Genomic DNA, 18,410 nt, shown 5'->3' on the forward strand with positions numbered 1-18,410 from the left:
TCAGACCTCGCTTTCTGCGTTGGCGCTGGTTGCAGGGTGTGCTGAAACAGCGATGGATTCGATGGCGTCGAACAGCGCGCCCGTCTTCTCGGGCTCGGTGACGCGGAAGTAGCTGTCGACGAGCGTGTCGCCGAGGTTCCAGGACAGGGCGAGCAGCCCGTCCTTCTCGACCACCTTGTCGATCGCGACGGTCGCAGGGTGCACGGCGATGACGGCGGATGCCGGTACCCAGACGTCCTCCGTGCCGGTGACGGTCAGCACGAGGCCGGCGTCATACACGGCGACGGCGCCGTGCGCGCGGAATCCGAGCCCTGCGATCGCAAGCCGCTCGAGGGGCTTCTCGTGCGTTGTCGTCGCGACATAGAACGTCGTGGTCGCAGCGATCGGCTGCCCGAGCCCCGTCGGCACGTCGTGCGACGGGGTGAGGTGCGCCGCCCGGCGCACCATCGCACGCCAGCCCTGCCACATCCCGAACAGGACCAGCAGCAGAACGAGGGCGACGATGATCGTCGAGGCCCACTCAGGCATTCGCCACCTCCGCACTGTCGAGCACGGCCCCGTCGGCGACGGTGCGCCGGCCGTTGTGGAAGGTGTGCAGCACCCGCCCCGGCAGCTCGAGCCCCAGATACGGCGAGTTGACGCCCTTGCCGGCGAGGTCGGCCGTCGAGAACGAGCGCGACGCCTCGGGGTCGTAGAGCGTGACATTGGCGGCCGCGCCGACGGCGAGCCCGTCGGAGTACCCCGCGAGCGCGCCGATCTCGGCGGGCTTCGCACTCATGACGCGGGCGACGTCTGCCCAGTCGAGGCGGCCGTCGGCGACGAGCGCCGCATGAACGACCGAGAGAGCCGACTCGAGCCCGACCATGCCGTTCGCCGCGGCATCCCACTCGGTGTCCTTCGCCTCGACGGGGTGCGGGGCGTGGTCGGTGGCGACGATGTCGATGGTGCCGTCGACGAGCGCCGCGCGCAGCGCCTCCACGTCGTCGCGGGTCCGCAGCGGCGGGTTCACCTTGTAGCGGGCGTCGTAGCCGCGCACCAGGTCCTCCGTGAGCAGCAGGTGGTGCGGGGTGACCTCGGCGGTCACGTCGATGCCGCGCGACTTCGCCCAGCGGATCACCTCGACAGAGCCCGCCGTCGAGACGTGGCAGACATGCAGGCGGCTGCCGACGTGCTCGGCGAGCAGCACATCGCGGGCGATGACGGATTCCTCGGCCACCGCCGGCCAGCCCGCCAGCCCCAGCTCGCCCGAGAGCGCGCCCTCGTTCATCTGGGCACCCTGTGTCAGGCGCGGTTCCTGCGCGTGCTGGGCGATGACGCCGCCGAACGCCTTCACGTACTCGAGTGCGCGACGCATCAGCAACGGGTCTGCGACGCAGAATCCGTCGTCGCTGAACACGCGCACCCGCGCGCGGCTGCGGGCCATGGCGCCGAGCTCCGCGAGCCGCTCGCCCTTGAGGCCGACGGTGACCGCGCCGATGGGCCGCACCGTCGCGAAGCCGGCGGCCTCGCCGAGCGACAGCACCTGCTCGACGACGCCCGCGGTGTCGGAGACGGGCGAGGTGTTCGCCATCGCGAACACGGCCGTGTAGCCGCCGGCCGCCGCCGCACGGGTTCCCGTGAGCACCGTCTCGGACTGCTCGTAGCCCGGCTCGCGCAGGTGCGTGTGCAGGTCGACCAGGCCCGGCAGGGCGATCAGGCCGTCGGCGTCGATCACCTCGGCATCCGTCGCGCTGACGTTCGTGCCCGACTCGACGATGACACCGTCCTCGATGAGCAGGTCGGCGCGCTCGCCGCCGGGCAGCGTGGCGCCTTCGATCAGATACGAGCTCATGATTCCTCTCCGGCCAGAAGCAGATACAGCGCCGCCATGCGAACCGATACCCCGTTGGCGACCTGCTCGCGCACGGTCGAGCGGGGCGAGTCGGCGGCGGCCGCCGAGATCTCGAGCCCGCGGTTCATCGGGCCGGGATGCATGACGATGGTGTCGCCCGCGAGGCGCGCGAGGCGCTCGTCGTCGAGACCCCAGGTGCGCGAGTACTCGCGCTCGTTCGGGAAGAACGCGGCATGCATCCGCTCGCCCTGGATGCGCAGCATCATGAGCACGTCGGGCACACCGTCGTCGATCGCCTCGTCGAGGTCGTAGCCGACCGCGACCGGCCAGCCCGAGACGTCGACGGGCACAAGGGTCGGCGGCGCGACCAGGGTGACCTCCGCGCCGAGAGTGTCGAGCAGCCACACGTTGGAGCGCGCGACGCGGGAGTGCAGGATGTCGCCGACGATCGTCACCGCGACGCCGTCGAGCGCCTTGCCGCGGCTCGCCTCGCCGTGCAGTCGGCGGCGCATCGTGAAGGCGTCGAGCAGCGCCTGGGTCGGATGCTCGTGCATGCCGTCGCCCGCATTGATGACGCCCGCGTCGATCCACCCGCTGGTCGCCAGGGTGAACGGCGCGCCGGAGGACTGGTGGCGGATCACGACGCCGTCGGCGCCCATCGCCTGCAGGGTCTGCGCGGTGTCCTTGAGGCTCTCGCCCTTGGAGACGCTCGAGCCCTTCGCGCTGAAGTTGATGACGTCGGCCGAGAGGCGCTTCGCCGCGGCCTCGAAGCTGATCCGGGTGCGGGTCGAATCCTCGAAGAACAGGTTGACGACGGTCTTGCCGCGCAGTGTCGGCAGCTTCTTGACCTCGCGGTTCTGCACCTCGGCCATGTCCTCGGCAATGTCGAGGAGGCGGATCGCGGATTCCCGCGAGAGATCCTTGGTGGAGAGCAGGTGCCTCATTCCGCGCTCTCCTCTCGCTTGCTCTCGATCGCGACGAACTCGTCGCCGTCGTTCTCGACGAGGTGCACGTTGATCCGCTCGTCGTACGCCGACGGCAGGTTCTTGCCGACGAAATCGGCCCTGATCGGCAGCTCACGGTGCCCGCGGTCGACGAGGGCGGCCAAGCGCACGATGCGGGGGCGTCCCAGGTCATTCAGTGCGTCCAGCGCAGCCCTGATCGTGCGGCCCGAGAACAGCACGTCGTCGACGAGCACCACGGTCGCGCCGTCGATCGAGGCAGGAACGCTCGTGCGCCCCGGCGTGCGGGTGCGGGTGTGGGCGAGATCGTCGCGGTACATGGTCACGTCGAGGCTGCCGGCGAAGACCTCGCTGCCCGGCTCGATGCGGGCGATGTTCGCGGCGATGCGCTGCGCCAGCGCCACACCGCGGGTCGGGATGCCGAGGACGACGAGACCTTCCGTTCCCCGGTTCGACTCGAGGATCTCGTGAGAGATCCGCGTCAACGCACGGGCGATGTCAGCCTCACTCAGCACGATTCTCGTGCTCATCCGCCGACTCCCTTCTCCGCCTCACGGGACGGTCTTAAAGAGTGCCTACTTACAAGAGCCAACCTTATCAGCGGCCGGCGAGCCAATCTCCGAACGCGCCGAACGAGTAAGGCCGGCCCAGGAAGTCCTCGACGAGCTGCGCGGCATCCTTCGCGCCGCCCGGTGCGAGCACCAGGTCGCGGTAGCGGTGTGCGACGGATTCCTCGAACAGATCGCCGCGATCGAACGCGGTGAAGAGGTCGGCGGCGATGACCTTGCTCCAGAGGTAGGTGTAGTACGCGCTCGAATAGCCGGTCAGATGCCCGAAGGACGTGTGCCCGTGATCGTCGGGCAGCGGCGCGAGCACGTCGTACTCGGCCTGCAGCTCCGCGGCGCGTGCCGTGCGGTCTGCGGGTCGGTCGCGGTGCAGGAAGTAGGAGGCGGCCGTGTAGTAGAGCTGCCGTGCGGCCCACTGCCCGCGGCCGAACGCGTTGGCCGCCCGCATCCGCTCGACGAGGTCTGTGGGGATCGGCAGACCGTCGTCATCCGTCGCGAAGGTCTGCAGCACGGCGGCATCCCACGCCCACTCTTCGAGCAGCTGGCTGGGCGCCTCGACGAAGTCCCATTCGGTTGCGATGCCCGAGAGCGCGGCGAACTCGTGGCGGGAGGCGACGAGCTGGTGCACCAGATGCCCGAACTCGTGGAACAGCGTCACCGCCTCGGAGTGCAGCAGCGGACCTCGGTTGAAGTTGCAGGCGAGCGCGGCGGAGCCGAGCTGGCGACCCGCGACGCCGTGCCGCAGCACGAACGCCGCCGCATGCTTGAACTTGCCGTCGCGCGGGTGCAGGTCGAGGTAGATGCGGCCGAGCTCTGCACCGTCGAGCGCGACGTCGTAGACGTGCACCTCGGGGTGCCAGCGCGGGGCGTCGGCCACCTCGCGGTACTGCAGCCCGAACAGCCGCGCTGTCACGTCGAGCAGCCCCTGTCGCACCTTCGCGATGTCGAGATAGCGGCGCGCGAGCTGAGTGTCGACGTCGAACCGCTCGCGGCGCACGAGCTCGAGTGCGTGCATATTGGCCGAGAAATCGACGGATGTCTGCTCCGGGTCCTCGGCCCGCAGGGCCGCCAGCAGCACGCCGCAGTCCGCCTGCGCCTGCGGCCCCACCGTCTCGTGCAGCCGCGCGATGAACTCCTCGATCGCGGTCGCCGATCCGGTCATCTTCGTCTGCGCGTCGAGCTCTGCCCAGCTGTCGAAGCCGAGCAGCGCCGCCTTCTTCGCCCGCAGCTCGAGCAGCTCGGCGAGCACGCCGTCGTTGGCGGGCCAGGCGCGGTTCTGGGATGCGACGGTGAGTTCTCGGCGCGCGTCGGCGTCGACGGCGTAGGTGCGGAACGGCACGACGTCGGGGTAGTCGGTGGTGACCGTCACCAGGCCGTCTTCGTCGACGGGATGGGCGGCGACCCAGTCTGCGGGCAGGCCTTCGAGTCGCTCGGGGGCGAGCCGAACGCTGCGCACGTCGTCGCGGATGTTGCGGCTGAACTCCTGCGACAGCTCGGTGATGCGGTGTTCCAGGGCGGCGACCTCGGCGCGCGCAGCCGTGTCGAGATGCACGCCGGCGAGCCGGAAGTCGCGCAGCAGCCGAGCGAGGCGGCGCGCGGCCTCGCTCGAGAGCCCCGCGCCGTCGAGACCGGTGACGAGCGCGTACAGCTCGACATCTTGCTGACGCTCGGTGGCGAGCTTGTCGGCCTCGCGGGCGCGGTCCTCGAAGAGCTTGCGCACCGCTTCGTCAGGGTGCACTTCGCTGAGCAGCTCGGATGCTGCGGCAACGTCGCCGATCGCCGTGTCACCGTCGTTCCACAGCGCGAGTACCTCGGCCGCACCGTACGTCGAGCCGTCCTTGAGAGCGGCGACGCTCGCCCGGAACGTGTCGATCAGCCCCGCAGTATAGCTCTCACCCCATGCCAGCCAGTCGGAGTCGGTCGCGGGCAGCTCAAGCGGAGACAGGGGCATGCTGCCAAGCTACCGGGGTCAGGCGCCGACGACCTCGACCCCGGCTCTCCGCGCAGCGGAGGTCAGCGTCGTGCATCGCTGCAAACAGGTTCGGCCTGGAGCCGAACCGCGGACCAGAACGCGCGGCGAGGGACCGGTTTGCGGCGCCGCTCAGGGTGTGTACGGTGTGAGGCAGAACGGGTGCCCGGCTGGATCGAGCATGACGACCCAGCGGGGATCCGGCTGGAATCCGGCAATGGTCGCGCCCTGGGCGACGGCGAAGTCTGTCTGATCTTCAAGCCGGATGTCAGGGCAGCTGATATCCAGGTGCACGACGGATGCGCCCGGCCACGTCGGCCTCGCATATGGATCGACGCGTTGTGCGATCAATGCGAATGGCCCGATCCGAACGGCCGCCGCCGATTCGGTGCGCCAGATGACCGCACCGTCAAGGAGGCCGGCATAGAAACCAGCGAGCTCGTCGTGATCGGCGCAGTCAAGAGAGATTGCGACGATGGATAGCGAAGGGTGCTCTCTCTCCACGCTCCGACAATAGGCCGCACCGCGACGCCGGCCCGCAGCAGGATCCTCATATGAAGCACGACAGACGAGCTGGCCGTAGATAGTCGCCGTCTCGGCGTGGGACCTTCACGGAAGCAGGGCTTACTCTCCTGCGGGCGCCTCGGCCGGGGCATCCGTCGCATCGTCATCGCCCGCTGTCTGCGCGATCTTGGCGAGCAGGCCGTTGATGAAGCCGGACGAGTCCTCCGTCGACAGCACGGTGGCCGCCTCGACGGCCTCGGAGATCGCGACGCCGGTCGGCACCTCCGGGTTGTACAGGAGCTCCCACACGCCGATGCGCACGATGGCGCGGTCGACGATGGGCATGCGCGCCAGCGTCCACCCGTGCGCGTAGGTCTCGATCAGCTCGTCGATCTCGGCGCGGTGGTCGTTGACGCCGTCGACGATGTCGCGGGCGTACAGCCAGGATGCCTCGCGCGCCGGTTCGTTCGCCGCGCGCTCGGCCTCCGTGGCCAGGGCCTGGGCGATCGGGATGCCCCGCAGGTCGGCGACGTAGAGGATGTCGAGAGCCCGCTTGCGGGCCTTCGTGCGTGCGCTCACTAGTCGTTCACACGGCCGAGGTAGTCGCCCGTGCGGGTGTCGACCTTGACCTTGGTGTTGTTCTCCAGGAAGAGCGGCACCTGGATCTCGTAACCCGTCTCGAGCGTCGCGGGCTTGGTGCCGGCGCTCGAACGGTCGCCCTGAAGACCGGGCTCGGTGTAGGTGACCTCGAGCACGACCGAGGCGGGAAGCTCGACATACAGCGGGTTGCCGTTGTTCATCGCGATCGTCGCGATCTGGTTCTCGAGCATGAAGTGGGCCGCGTCGCCGACGATGGTGGCGGGCACGTTGATCTGGTCGTAGTCCGTCTGGTCCATGAAGACGAAGGACTCGCCGTCGTTGTACAGGTACTGGTAGTCGCGGCGGTCGACGGTCTCGATGTCGATCTTGGTGCCCGCGTTGTACGTCTTGTCGACGACCTTGCCGGTCAGGATGTTCTTCATCTTCGTGCGGACGAACGCGCCGCCCTTGCCCGGCTTGACGTGCTGGAACTCGATGATGGTCCAGAGCTGGCCGTCGATGTTGAGGACGACGCCGTTCTTGATGTCAGCGGTTGAAGCCATGAGGAATCCGATCGATATTGCGAAAAGTCAGCAGCGGGGCCCGAATGGGCCAAGGGGAATTCTATCAGCGGGTCCGCGCGCCACTTTCAGGCCCTGATCAGCGCGCGAGCTGCGCAAGTGCCAGCCGGTAGGAGTCGAAGCCGAAGCCCGCGATGACCCCGGTGGCGACGGCGGTGACGACGCTCGTGTGGCGGAACTCCTCGCGCGCGTGCGGGTTCGAGATGTGCACCTCGATCAGCGGCACTCCGGAGCTGGTGACGTACTGCACGGCGTCGTGCAGGGCGATCGAGTAGTGGGTCCACGCCCCGGCGTTCAGCACGACCGGAGTCTTCGACTGCGCGGCTGCGTGCAGCCAGCCGAGCAGCTCGCCCTCGTGGTCGGTCTGCCTGACCTCGAGGGTGGCGCCGAGCGTCACGGCATCGGCCTCGAGCAGCGCGCGCAGGTCGTCGAGCGTGTCGCTTCCGTAGATCTCGGGCTCACGGGTGCCGAGGGTGCCGAGGTTGGGGCCGTTCAAGACAAGGACGTGGGTCACGGTCGCAACGCTAGCGGGTCTTCGTCGTTCTTCAACGGGCGCACGCGCACGGCAGACCACTCGTCGTTGAGCGGCCGGTTGCCTATGGCGCGCCAGCCGTGTTCGAGGACGGCGCGCGCGATGATGTCACGGTTCAGCGGCCCCTTCCCGCCCTTGAGATAACCGAGCCAGACCACGCGGGTGTTGACGAGCTGCGGCAGAAGGTCGGCGAGATCGCGGTGCAGCTGATCGAGATCGGGCGAGAACGCGAACACCGCGTCGGCGTCGGCGACGGATGCCTCGGTCGAACCCTCCGGCAGCGGGAGCAGCAGCGCCCGCTGTTCGGCCGTCGCCCCGACGATGGCGATGCTCTCGCCCTTCTTGACCTGGAGGTGCTCAGCGACGGTGTCGGCCATGCGCAGAAACCTATCGTGGCTCATCACCCCGACATGTCACTCATGGCGCCTCGGCGATCATCGCGCAGCGCTATCCGCGAGGTGGTCCACCATCCCAGCGGCAGAGCGAAAGCCCCGGCGGTTCCACACATCAAGGCAATGGCGTCGCCACCCAGAGGGCTCCCTAAGACAATCATCGGCACAACGGCGCCGAGCACCATGCCGTACGCAGCGAAAGCCGCCAGGTGAATCACGTCGCCGCGCCGTCGCTCGAGTGCGCGACCGAGTAAGTATGCGATCGGCGACCCCACGACCGTCGTGACGACGGTGAACGGCAGGCCGATGACCACCGGCAGCAGTCCGAGCGTGACACCGGAAGGTCCTTCGGTGAACGCGCCGATGATTGCGCCGGTGGCAATGACGCACGGCTGGAACCACGCCCACGCCAGCGCCGCCCCGCGGGTGAACTCGCCGAAGGTGAAAGCGCGGGGCAAGTCGACGGCGCGCACCGACCTCTTCTCGTAGCGGGTCTCAAGCGCGCTCATGCGCCGACCTCTCCGACGAGGTCGAGCAGGGTGCGCAGCGGAGCGCGAACGCCGGGAACGCGCAGCAGCGGCAGGGCCGCCTTGAACAGCTTGAGACCCTGGTCGACCAGCCGGGTGGTGTTGCGCTGCCCGGGTGAGCGGTCGTAGCTCCAGAACAGGCACAGCAGCAGGTACGCGAGCCAGAGGGCCTTCGGCAGCCGCGACGCGAAGTCGGCCGGCAGCGTTTGCTTCGCCCCGTCGACGGCCTCGCGGAACAGCGCGACGACGATCGCCCGAGCGGGTGCCGACTCGGGCGACATGGGGTTGAGCGGCGACGCTGGGGCGACCATTGCGGTCAGGAATCCGGCCGCGTACTCGTGGAATGGAGCGAGCTGGTCGAGCCCGGTGCGCAGCACGACACCGAGGCGCGCGGTCAGCTCGCCGACGTCGGCGAGCAGCGGCACGGCCGCGGCCCGATGGGCTTCCTGTACCTCGAGGTACAGCTCCTGCACGAGGTGGTTCTTCGTCGGGAAGTAGTAGTACGCGTTCCCGAGCGAGACGCCCGACTGCGTTGCGATGGAGCGCATGGTCGTCGCGTCGAAGCCCTGCTCGCGGAACGACTGGAGCGCCACTCCTCTGATCAGCTCGCGTGTCTGTTCGGACTTCATCGCCGCATCCGTTTCTTGAACATGTTCAAAAACTAGTCCGACAAGCCATCGCGGGCAAGAGAGAGCGGAGATCAGCCGGCGGCGACGACCAGGTCCTTGGCGGCGCACGCGGCGGCGGCGCTTTGGCCGGACTTGCGCGGGTAGACCGACACGGTGAGGCCGTCGGCGGTGCAGGCGGCGAGCGGTGGCAGCGCGAGCTTCCAGGTCAGCTTCGGCAGCTCGACGCACCCGTCGAGCTGCGCGGGCAGCGGCGCGAGCTTCGCGATCGGCGCGGGCTGCTCGACCTCGCCGAAGCTCGGCAGCCTGCCGGGGGCCGGGCCGCCGCTCGCCGTGTAGGTGCCGTTAGCGGAGACCACATCGGTCAAGGCCCACCGGCCGCCGTCGCTCGCCGAGAAGGTGACGCAGCCGTTGCCGAGTGTGCGCTGCTGCACCGCGATCTGATCCAGCTGCGCCACCGCCTGGGCGTCCTCCTCGATCGCGGTGCAGACGCTGAGTGGGTCCACGCGCGGCACGTTCGAGGGGTCGGATGCGTGCGCAGTCCACCCTGAGATCAGCTCGCCGTCGGTGTCGAAGCACTGCACGGACAGCGGCGCGGGCTTCGCGACGGTGTGCGGCAGCAGGGGTGCGTTGAGCCGGCCGGTCAGCAGCAGCGCGACGACGGCCAGCACGGCAGCGGCAACCGCGCACCACAGCAGCACCCCGGTGCGACGGCGCGCTTCAGTCATGCGTCGACGCTACCCGCGTGCGGCAGCTAGACGCCGACCTCCTGATAGGCGGCGAACAGCAGCGACTCGTCAGGCCCGCGCAGCACGGTCGGCCGCGCGATGTCGTCGAGCACGATGAAGCGCATCATCGCCCCTCGGGCCTTCTTGTCGCGACGCATGGTCGCAAGCAGCATCTGCCAGCGGCCGAGTGGGTAGGTGGTCGGCAGGGTCAAGGACGTGAGGATGCTGCGGTGCCGGTCGGCCGCGGCATCCGACAGCCTGCCCGCCAGCCTCGACAACTCGGCCGCATAGACCATGCCGACCGAGATCGCCGCGCCGTGCCGCCACTGGTAGCGCTCGGCGTGCTCGATCGCGTGGCCGAGGGTGTGGCCGTAGTTGAGGATCTCGCGCAGGCCGGATTCCTTGAAGTCCTCCCCCACGACGCGCGCCTTGAGGGCGATCGACAGTTCGACGACGCGGCGGAATTCATCGCTCGAAGCATCCGTCGCCCTCTCGACGCCCGCCTCGACGATCTCGAGGATCTCGGGCTCGGCGATGAAGCCGCACTTCACGATCTCGGCGAAGCCGGCGAGCAGGTCGTTGCGCGGCAGGCTCGAGATGGTGTCGAGGTCGGCGACGACGGCGGCCGGCGCGTAGAACGAGCCGACGAGGTTCTTGCCCTCCGCCGTGTTGATGCCCGTCTTGCCGCCGACCGCTGCGTCGACCATGCCGAGCACCGTGGTCGGCACCTGGATCAGCTTGACGCCGCGCAGCCAGGTCGCCGCGACGAAGCCGGCGAGGTCGGTGGCCGCGCCGCCGCCGAAGCCGATCACGGCGTCGGAGCGGGTGAAGTCGGCCTGCCCCATGATCTGCCAGCAGAACGCGGCGACCTCGACGCGCTTGGCGGCCTCCCCGTCGGGCACCTCGGCGAGCAGCACCTGGTATTTCCCGGCGAGCGATTCGCGCAGCTCGGATGCCGCAGCCGCGAGCGTCGGCGGATGCACGATCAGCACCTTCGAGACGTCGTCGCCGAGCTTGTCGGCGAGAGAGTTGCGGATGCCGTAGCCGACCGTCACCGTATACGGGTCGAGGCCCGGCACGTGGATCTCGGTGATGTCGCTCATTCGCTGAACTCTTTTCCTGATCGAATCCACACGGCGAGGTCTGCTGCGATCTGGTCGCGCGGGCGATTCGCGGTCTCGACCCGCCGATCGGCGAGACGCTCGTAGAGCGGGCGGCGGGCGGCGACCAGCGCCTTCCACGACTCGAGGTCGGGGGCGAGCGGCCGTTTGCCGTCCGCCGTGATGCGGCCCTCGACGTGCTCGGGGTCGACGTCGAGCAGCACCACGACGTGGGCCTCGAGGTCGCGCTGGGTGTCCTCGTCGAGCACCGCGCCGCCGCCGAACGAGATGATCGCGTCCTGCGCGAGCGCCTCGATCACCGCGGCGCGCTCGAGGCGCCGGAAGTACGGCTCGCCATGCTCGGCGAAGATCTCGGTGATCGGGCCGTGGTCGCGCACGACGATCGCGTCGGTGTCGACGAAGTCCTTGTCGAGCAGCCGTGCGAGCTTCTTGCCGACCTTCGACTTGCCCGCCGCGGGCGGTCCGATGAGGACGATCGCCACGCCTACGCCTCGGCGCCGCTGGGGCTCGCCACGGCCGTGCGCAGCGTCGCGGGGATCGCGGTGAGGTATGCGGCGAGGTTGCGCTTCGTCTCGGCGAGCGAGTCGCCGCCGAACTTCTCGAGCACGGCGTCGGCAAGCACGAGCGCGACCATCGCCTCGGCCACCACGCCGGCGGCCGGCACGGCGGAGACGTCAGAGCGCTGGTGGTGGGCGGGGGCGGCCTCGCCGGTCGACACGTCGATCGAGCGCAGCGCGTGCGGCACCGTCGCGATCGGCTTCATGCCGGCGCGGACGCGCAGCACGGTGCCCGTCGACATGCCGCCCTCCGTGCCGCCTGCCTTGTCGCTCGTGCGCTCGATAAGGCCGTCTTCGACGACGAGCTCGTCGTGCGCCTGCGAGCCGCGGCGGCGGGTGGTCTCGAAGCCGTCGCCGATCTCGACGCCCTTGATCGCCTGGATGCTCATGATCGCCTGCGCGAGACGGCCGTCGAGCTTGCGGTCCCACTGCACGTGCGAGCCGAGTCCGACCGGCACGCCGTAGGCGAGCACCTCGACGATGCCCCCGAGCGTGTCGCCGTCCTTGTGGGCCGCGTCGACCTCGGCGACCATCAGCGCGCTCGTCGCGGCGTCGAAGCAGCGCAGCGGGTCGGCGTCGAGCGCCTCGACGTCGCCGGGCAGCGGCAGCGCCGCACCGTCCGGCACACGCACCGGGCCGATCGAGAGCGTGTGTGCGACGGTCTGGATGCCGAGCTCGCGCAGGAACGACTTCGCGATCGCGCCGAGCGCGACGCGGGCCGCCGTCTCACGGGCGCTTGCCCGCTCGAGCACCGGCCGGGCCTCGTCGAAGCCGTACTTCTGCATGCCGACCAGGTCGGCGTGCCCCGGGCGCGGGCGGGTGAGGGGCGCGCCGCGGCCGCCGCTGAGCACGGCGGGGTCGACCGGCTCGGGGTTCATCACGTCGACCCATTTGGGCCACTCGGTGTTGCCCACGCGCAGCGCGATCGGGCCGCCCATGCTGAATCCGTGGCGCACGCCGCCGGAGAGCGTCAGCTCGTCCTGCTCGAACTTCATGCGCGCCCCGCGGCCGTAGCCGAGCTTGCGGCGGGCGAGGTCGCCCTGGATCTCATCGAGCTTGACCGGCACCCCGGCGGGAAGACCCTCGAGCATGGCGATCAGTTCGGGTCCGTGCGATTCCCCTGCGGTGAGCCAACGAAGCATATGCACAAGATTACCGGGCGAGCGGAGTCCCATCGGCCGCGAGACCGACCGCCGCGAGCATGGCGGCGAGCACGGATTCCTCGTCGGGAAGCGGCGCGAACGGGTCGCCCGCGACGAAGATGCGCACCTGAAGGAGCGCCTGGTGCACGAGCATGGCCAGCCCGCCGAGCACGACTCCCCCGGCATCCGCCCATGCCTGCCCGAGCGTCGTCGGCCACGGCTCATAGGCGACGTCCAAGAGCGGCACGCGCGCCCGGAATGCGGCGGAGAAGTCGAGCGGCGCCTCGACGCCGCCCGGCAACGTGCTGACCAGCAGCTCGGTCGCCTCGTCGTCGCGCGGCGCGTCGAACGGAGCGAGGTCGATGGTGAGGCCGACGGATGCCGCAAGCGGCACGAGCCCCGCGGCGCGCTCCGGCGCGCGGACGCTCACGAGAGCGCTCTCGGCGCCGAGCTCGCTCGCGGCGACGATCGCGGAGGCCGCCGTCGCTCCCCCGCCCAGCACGTGCACCCGCCGCACCGAGCCGACACTCGCGGCCCCGAGCGCGCGCACGATGCCGGGCACGTCAGTGTTGAAGCCCGAGCGGTGCACTGTGTCGCCGCCCCACTCGAACAGCACGGTGTTCACGGCGCCGGTGAGCTCGCCGATACGGTCGACCTGGTCGAGATGCGGCTGGATCGTCTGCTTCAGCGGCATCGTGAGCGAGAGCCCGCGCCATGACGAATCCCGCGACTTCACGAACGACGCGAGCGTCGACTCGTCGACCTCGTGGCGCTCGTAGATCCACTGCAGCCCGAGTACCTCGTAGGCCGCGGCGTGCAGCGTAGGCGACTTCGAATGACCGATCGGCTTGCCGAGCACGGCCAGCCGGGTGTCTGCGACGGGCGCGCTCACTGGCAGTAGCTCTTGTTCGCGGGGTCCTGGCACCAGGCGTGCAGTTTCGCGACGTTGGCGCTCTGCTCGTCCGCCGTCTCCGAGAACGCGGTCTCGCCGGTCTGCAGGTTGACGACCGTGAAGAACAGGTAATCGCCCTGCGGGTTCATCGCGGCCTCGAGCGCCGCGTCGCCCGGGTTCCCGATCGGCCCCGGCGTGAGCCCCTTGTGCGCATAGGTGTTGTAGAGGTTCGAGGCGTCGGCGCGCTGCGCGTCGCTCGTGAACACGGCGAACTTGCCGAGGCCGTACGTCACGGTCGCGTCGGATTCGAGCGCCATGTTCTGGTTGAGCCGGTTCTGGAAGACGCCCGCGATCTTGGGCAGGTCGTCGGGGTTCGACCCCGCCTCCGACTGCACGATCGACGCGAGGATGACGGTGTTCCACAGCTTGGTCGGGTCGGTCGGCAGGCCGTCGTCGGCGAACGCCTGCTTCGCGCGGTTCACGAGGGCGGCGATCACCTGGTCGGGCGTCACCCCGGGGTCGAAGGTGTAGGTGGCCGGGAACAGGAAGCCCTCGAGCGTCTTCGCCTGGGGCGGAAGCCCGTACGGTGCGAGATTCGCGGCCGATGCCTGCAGCTGGGCGAGCGGGATGCCGGTCGCGGTCGAAGCGTTCTGGAGCACGGTGACCTCGCGGTCGCCCTCCCTGATCAGCAGGGTGTGCTCGAGGTGCGACTTCGGGTCCTGCAGCAGCGTCAGAGCCGCCGACGCGCTCATGTGCTTGCGCAACTGATAGACGCCCGGCTGGAACACCGGGTCGGGCTTGGTCGAGAGCAGCAGCTGGTAGAACGCCTGCGGCGTCATCGTGACGCCCGCGTCGGCGAGGGTCTTCGCGATCGTCGAGCCGGTGTCGCCCTGCTTGATCGTGATCTGCGCCGAACCGGTGCCGTCGCCCTTGTAGTCGGTCGGCTGCGGGTCGAAGCGCGAGATTGCGGCGTTCACCTGCGGCTGGAAGGTCTTCCATGCGTACAGCGCGCCACCGCCGATCAGGCCGAGGATCACGATGATCGAGATGATCCAGGTCGCGGCCCGTCGGCCGCGGCGCCCCGAGCGTGGCGGCTTTGGCGGCTTCCCGCCGCCGCGGCGCCCGCCGTGGTCGTCGTCATGATGATGAGTGGCGGCGTGCAGCCATGCGAAATCGGAGTGCGCGTGATCGGTTTCGGGGGCGACGGATGCCTGCGGCTCAGGTCGCGCCGCCCCGGGAACGACCGGCGTCTGTGCGGTCACCGGCGCTGCGGCCCAGACTGCGGCGCCCGTCGGCGCGGGCTCCTCGGGCGCACGGACCGGCTCGGGCGCGGCGGCGGCCGCAGTCTCGGCCGACGCCGTCTGTGCCGCCTGCTCAGCCTCGGCGCGCGCCGCCATCTCCCGTGCTTCTCGGCGCGTCAGCGGCTGCCGGGTCTGCCCGCCGGCCTGATTCGGGTCAGGTCGATGGTCGGGCGTGGCTCGGAAAGTCACGTGGGGGGCGCTCCTTACGGGGGTCAGGCACTCGGCGGCGAGACGTCGCTGCCCGCCGGCCGGCCACTTGACCGCTCGGCGTCGAGCGCGTGCTGCAGAATCACCGCAGCCGCAGACTGGTCTACCACGCTACGCGACTTCCTTGAGTTCTTGCCTGACTGGCGCAGCGACACGGTCGCGGTCACGGTCGAGAGTCGCTCGTCGACGAGCCGCACGGGCACCGCGACCGCGCCCGCGAGCCGTTCGGCGAATCCGACGGCGTCCTCGGTGCTCGCCGTGCGGCGACCCGACAGGGCGAGCGGAAGGCCGACGACGAGCTCGATCGCCTCATGCTCGGTGACGAGCTGCACGATGCGGGCGACGTCCGACCCGTCATCCGCCCTCGCCACGGTCTCGAGGGGCGAGGCGAGGAAGCCGGACGGGTCGGAGCGGCTCACGCCGATGCGCACGGTGCCGACGTCGATGCCGAGGCGGATGCCGGTGCGCACGCCGCCCCTACGCGCCGAGCGCGTCGGCGATCGCCGCGAGCGCGGCCGGGGTCGCCGCCGCGTCGGCGCCGCCGCCCTGGGCGAGGTCGTCCTTGCCACCGCCGCGGCCGCCGAGCATGCCGGCGGCGACGGACACGAGCGCGCCGGCCTTCGCGCCGGCATCCCTGGCGGCCTGGTTGGTCGCCACGAGCACGATCGGCCGTTCGGACACCGTCGCGGTCAGTGCGACGACGGCGGGATCGCTGCCGAGGCGCTCGCGCACGCTCATCGCGAGCTGGCGCAGCTCGTCGCCGCCGCGCAGCTCGCCTGCGTCCTGCGCGACGAGGCGCACCGCGCCCACACGCGACGCGGTCTCGACCAGGGCGGGCACGCGCTCGAGCAACTGCTTCGCCTCGAACTGCGCGATCTTCTTCTCGGCGGTCTTGAGATTCGCGACGAGCTCGGAGATGCGCTCTGGCAGCTTCTCACGGGGCGTCTTGAGGTTCGAGGTGAGCTCGGTGACGATCGCGCGCTCGGCGGCCAGGTCGCGGAACGCCTCGATGCCGACGAGGGACTCGACGCGGCGGTTGGTCGAGCCGACGGAGGACTCGCCGATGAGATTGATCATGCCGATCTCGCTGGAGCCGCCGACGTGGGTGCCGCCGCACAGCTCACGGCTCCACGCGCCGCCGATCTCGACCATGCGCACCCGATCGCCGTACTTCTCGCCGAACAGCGCCATGGCGCCGAGCGCCTTGGCGTCGGCAAGCGGCAGCACGCGCGTGGTCACCTGCAGGTTCTCGCGGATCGCGTTGTTCGAGATCTCCTCGAGCTCGCTCTTCGTCTCGGCCGACAGCGGCTTGTTCCATGAGAAGTCGAGGCGCAGGTAACCGGCCTTGTTGTACGAGCCGGACTGGTGCGCGTTCGAGCCGAGCAGCTGACGCAGCGCGGCGTGCACGATGTGCGTGCCCGAGTGCGCCTGGTTCGCGCCACGGCGGTACTCCTGGTCGACGACACTGGTCGCCTTGGCGCCCACGCCGACCTCGCCGACGCTGACACGCACGGTGTGGCTGATGAGGCCAGCGACCGGGCGCTGCACGTCGAGCACCTCGAGCTCGTAGCCCGGGCCGACGATGGTGCCCTGGTCGGCGTCCTGGCCGCCGGACTCCGCGTACAGGGCGGTCTCCTTCAGGATCACCTCGGCGACCTCGCCCTCGCGAGCGCGGTCGACGGCCCTGCCGTCGACGATGACGCCCAGCACCTCGGAATCCGTCGTGAAGTCGGAGTAGCCGGTGAACACGGTCTCGCCGAGCGTGCGGAACGGGCTGTAGACCGTGAGGTCGGCGATCTGGCCCTTCTTCGCGCGGGCGTCCGCCTTTGCGCGATCGCGCTGCTCCTTCATGAGCGTGTCGAACGCGGTGCGGTCGACCGCGAGGCCCGCCTCGTCGGCGATCTCGAGCGTCAGGTCGATCGGGAAGCCCCACGTGTCGTGCAGGAGGAACGCGGTGTCGCCGGAGAGCTGCGACTTGCCCGCCGCCTTGGTGTCGGCGACGGCCGTGTCGAGGATCGTGGTGCCGCCCGCGAGCGTGCGCAGGAAGGTCTCCTCTTCGGCGTACGCCGTGTGCGAGATGCGGCTGAAGTCGGTCTCGACCTCGGGGTAGGCGCCCTTCATCGCGTCGCGGCTCGCCGTGAACAGCTCGGGGAAGACCGCGGTGTCGACGCCCATCAGGCGCATCGCGCGCACCGTGCGGCGCAGCAGGCGGCGCAGGATGTAGCCGCGGCCGTCGTTCGACGGCGTGACGCCGTCGCTGATCAGCATGAGCGAGGAGCGCACATGGTCGGAGACGACGCGCAGCCGCACATCGTCCTCGTGGTTCGCTCCGTAGCTCTTGCCCGCGATCGCGGCGGCGCGGTCGAGCACCGGGCGCACCTGGTCGATCTCGTAGAAGTTGCCGACGCCCTGCTTGATGAACGCGATGCGCTCGAGGCCGGCGCCCGTGTCGATGTTCTTCTGCGGCAGCTCGCCCACGACGGTGAAGTCGTACTTCGACTTCACGTCCTTGATGAGGTACTGCATGAACACGAGGTTCCAGATCTCGACATAGCGGTCGTCGTCGGTGGCCGGGCCGCCGTCGATGCCGTACGCGGGCCCGCGGTCGAAGAAGATCTCCGAGCAGGGGCCGGCCGGCCCGGGCTGCCCGGTCGACCAGTAGTTGGTGTCCTTGCCGAGCCGTTGAATGCGGCTGGCGGATGCCCCGACCTTCAGCCACTCGTTGTAGGCCTCGTCGTCGTCTTCGTAGACGGTGAACCAGAGGTCCTTCTCGTCGAAGCCCAGGCCGCCCTGGTTCTCGGGCGTCAGCAGAAGGTCCCAGGCGTACGTGATGGCCTCGGCCTTGAAGTAGTCGCCGAACGACCAGTTGCCGAGCATCTGGAAGAAGGTGCCGTGCCGCGGAGTCTTGCCGACCTCTTCGATGTCGAGCGTGCGGATGCACTTCTGCACGTCGGCGATGCGCGGGTACGGCGCAGGGACGATGCCGGTCAGATACGGCACCCACGGCACCATGCCGGCGATCGTGAACAGCAGCGACGGGTCGTCGCTGATCAGCGAGGCGGACGGCATGATCGTGTGGTCGCGCTGCGCGAAGAAGTCGAGGAAGCGGCGGTGGATCTCAGAAGTGAGCATCGAGGAGGGGTTCTACCTGGGGTGCGAGGGCGTGCGGGTGGGTCTGGGCGGGGTTCAGGCTTCTGGCGAGCGCAGCTCGGCCTCGCGCGCGTGGTAGCCGTCGGCCACGGCCGCGCCGAACTCACGCGCCTTCGCGTCGAGGTCGCCGAAGAAGCGCTGACCCTGCTCGGTGCGGTTGAACTGGTGCGCCGCCACGAATCCGAGCACGACACCGACGACGAGGGCGAGGAAGGTCTTCATATCAAAGCTCCGATTGGTCCC

General features: G+C 69.7%; 21 protein-coding genes. All 21 read right to left on the minus strand.

Annotation, left to right across the window (positions count from 1 at the left end):
• Positions 1-528, minus strand: coding sequence for a PH-like domain-containing protein (locus D7I44_RS16325; protein WP_120790460.1), 528 nt, complete (start codon positions 526-528; stop codon positions 1-3).
• A complete protein-coding gene (locus D7I44_RS16330) occupies positions 521-1,831 on the minus strand; it encodes a dihydroorotase (protein WP_181445579.1) in 1,311 nt (436 codons plus the stop codon). The genes D7I44_RS16325 and D7I44_RS16330 overlap by 8 nt, the downstream gene beginning before the upstream one ends.
• Positions 1,828-2,775, minus strand: a complete 948-nt coding sequence (locus tag D7I44_RS16335; protein ID WP_120790461.1) for an aspartate carbamoyltransferase catalytic subunit — start codon at positions 2,773-2,775, stop codon at positions 1,828-1,830. The genes D7I44_RS16330 and D7I44_RS16335 overlap by 4 nt, the downstream gene beginning before the upstream one ends.
• Positions 2,772-3,323, minus strand: coding sequence for a bifunctional pyr operon transcriptional regulator/uracil phosphoribosyltransferase PyrR (gene pyrR, locus D7I44_RS16340; protein WP_120790462.1), 552 nt, complete (start codon positions 3,321-3,323; stop codon positions 2,772-2,774). The genes D7I44_RS16335 and pyrR overlap by 4 nt, the downstream gene beginning before the upstream one ends.
• 67 nt (positions 3,324-3,390) lie before the next feature.
• Positions 3,391-5,310 (minus strand): M3 family metallopeptidase, encoded by a 1,920-nt coding sequence (locus tag D7I44_RS16345; RefSeq protein ID WP_120790463.1) that lies wholly within the window; start codon positions 5,308-5,310, stop codon positions 3,391-3,393.
• 150 nt (positions 5,311-5,460) lie between these two features.
• Positions 5,461-5,832 (minus strand): VOC family protein, encoded by a 372-nt coding sequence (locus D7I44_RS16350; RefSeq protein WP_120790464.1) that lies wholly within the window; start codon positions 5,830-5,832, stop codon positions 5,461-5,463.
• Between the two features lie 120 nt (positions 5,833-5,952).
• A complete protein-coding gene (gene nusB / locus D7I44_RS16355; protein ID WP_120790465.1) occupies positions 5,953-6,411 on the minus strand; it encodes a transcription antitermination factor NusB in 459 nt (152 codons plus the stop codon).
• On the minus strand, positions 6,411-6,974 hold the full coding sequence (efp, locus tag D7I44_RS16360) for an elongation factor P (protein ID WP_120790466.1): 564 nt from the start codon (positions 6,972-6,974) through the stop codon (positions 6,411-6,413). The genes nusB and efp overlap by 1 nt, the downstream gene beginning before the upstream one ends.
• A gap of 97 nt (positions 6,975-7,071) precedes the next feature.
• Positions 7,072-7,506 carry a type II 3-dehydroquinate dehydratase gene (aroQ, locus tag D7I44_RS16365; protein WP_120790467.1) on the minus strand — a complete coding sequence of 145 codons (435 nt, stop codon included), beginning with the start codon at positions 7,504-7,506 and terminating at the stop codon, positions 7,072-7,074.
• Positions 7,503-7,901 (minus strand): hypothetical protein, encoded by a 399-nt coding sequence (locus D7I44_RS16370; RefSeq protein WP_120790468.1) that lies wholly within the window; start codon positions 7,899-7,901, stop codon positions 7,503-7,505. The genes aroQ and D7I44_RS16370 overlap by 4 nt, the downstream gene beginning before the upstream one ends.
• A gap of 23 nt (positions 7,902-7,924) precedes the next feature.
• Entirely contained in the window at positions 7,925-8,425 is a 501-nt protein-coding gene (locus tag D7I44_RS16375; protein ID WP_120790469.1) for a hypothetical protein, read from the minus strand.
• The gene (locus D7I44_RS16380) at positions 8,422-9,072 is read right to left on the minus strand and encodes a TetR/AcrR family transcriptional regulator (protein WP_120790470.1); all 651 of its coding nucleotides are present in this window, start codon (positions 9,070-9,072) and stop codon (positions 8,422-8,424) included. Before D7I44_RS16380 ends, D7I44_RS16375 begins: the two co-directional genes overlap by 4 nt.
• Before the next feature lie 71 nt (positions 9,073-9,143).
• Positions 9,144-9,797: a hypothetical protein gene (locus tag D7I44_RS16385; protein WP_162940333.1), complete on the minus strand. Its 654-nt coding sequence runs from the start codon at positions 9,795-9,797 to the stop codon at positions 9,144-9,146.
• Between the two features lie 26 nt (positions 9,798-9,823).
• Positions 9,824-10,900: a 3-dehydroquinate synthase gene (gene aroB / locus D7I44_RS16390; RefSeq protein ID WP_120790472.1), complete on the minus strand. Its 1,077-nt coding sequence runs from the start codon at positions 10,898-10,900 to the stop codon at positions 9,824-9,826.
• The gene (locus D7I44_RS16395; protein WP_120790473.1) at positions 10,897-11,400 is read right to left on the minus strand and encodes a shikimate kinase; all 504 of its coding nucleotides are present in this window, start codon (positions 11,398-11,400) and stop codon (positions 10,897-10,899) included. Before D7I44_RS16395 ends, aroB begins: the two co-directional genes overlap by 4 nt.
• A 2-nt stretch (positions 11,401-11,402) precedes the next feature.
• Complete coding sequence (aroC, locus tag D7I44_RS16400) at positions 11,403-12,617, minus strand: chorismate synthase (protein ID WP_120790474.1); 1,215 nt, start codon at positions 12,615-12,617, stop codon at positions 11,403-11,405.
• A gap of 10 nt (positions 12,618-12,627) precedes the next feature.
• Positions 12,628-13,509, minus strand: coding sequence for a shikimate dehydrogenase (locus D7I44_RS16405; protein WP_120790475.1), 882 nt, complete (start codon positions 13,507-13,509; stop codon positions 12,628-12,630).
• A complete protein-coding gene (gene mltG / locus D7I44_RS16410) occupies positions 13,506-14,999 on the minus strand; it encodes an endolytic transglycosylase MltG (protein ID WP_162940334.1) in 1,494 nt (497 codons plus the stop codon). Before mltG ends, D7I44_RS16405 begins: the two co-directional genes overlap by 4 nt.
• Before the next feature lie 23 nt (positions 15,000-15,022).
• Positions 15,023-15,487 (minus strand): Holliday junction resolvase RuvX, encoded by a 465-nt coding sequence (gene ruvX / locus D7I44_RS16415; protein ID WP_120790477.1) that lies wholly within the window; start codon positions 15,485-15,487, stop codon positions 15,023-15,025.
• A gap of 7 nt (positions 15,488-15,494) precedes the next feature.
• Positions 15,495-18,149, minus strand: a complete 2,655-nt coding sequence (gene alaS, locus D7I44_RS16420) for an alanine--tRNA ligase (protein WP_120790478.1) — start codon at positions 18,147-18,149, stop codon at positions 15,495-15,497.
• Positions 18,150-18,203: 54 nt separating this feature from the next.
• Positions 18,204-18,389: a hypothetical protein gene (locus tag D7I44_RS16425; protein WP_120790479.1), complete on the minus strand. Its 186-nt coding sequence runs from the start codon at positions 18,387-18,389 to the stop codon at positions 18,204-18,206.
• Between the last annotated feature and the right edge of the window lie 21 nt (positions 18,390-18,410).

Source organism: Gryllotalpicola protaetiae (assembly GCF_003627055.1).
GTDB classification, from domain to species: Bacteria; Actinomycetota; Actinomycetes; order Actinomycetales; family Microbacteriaceae; genus Gryllotalpicola; species Gryllotalpicola protaetiae.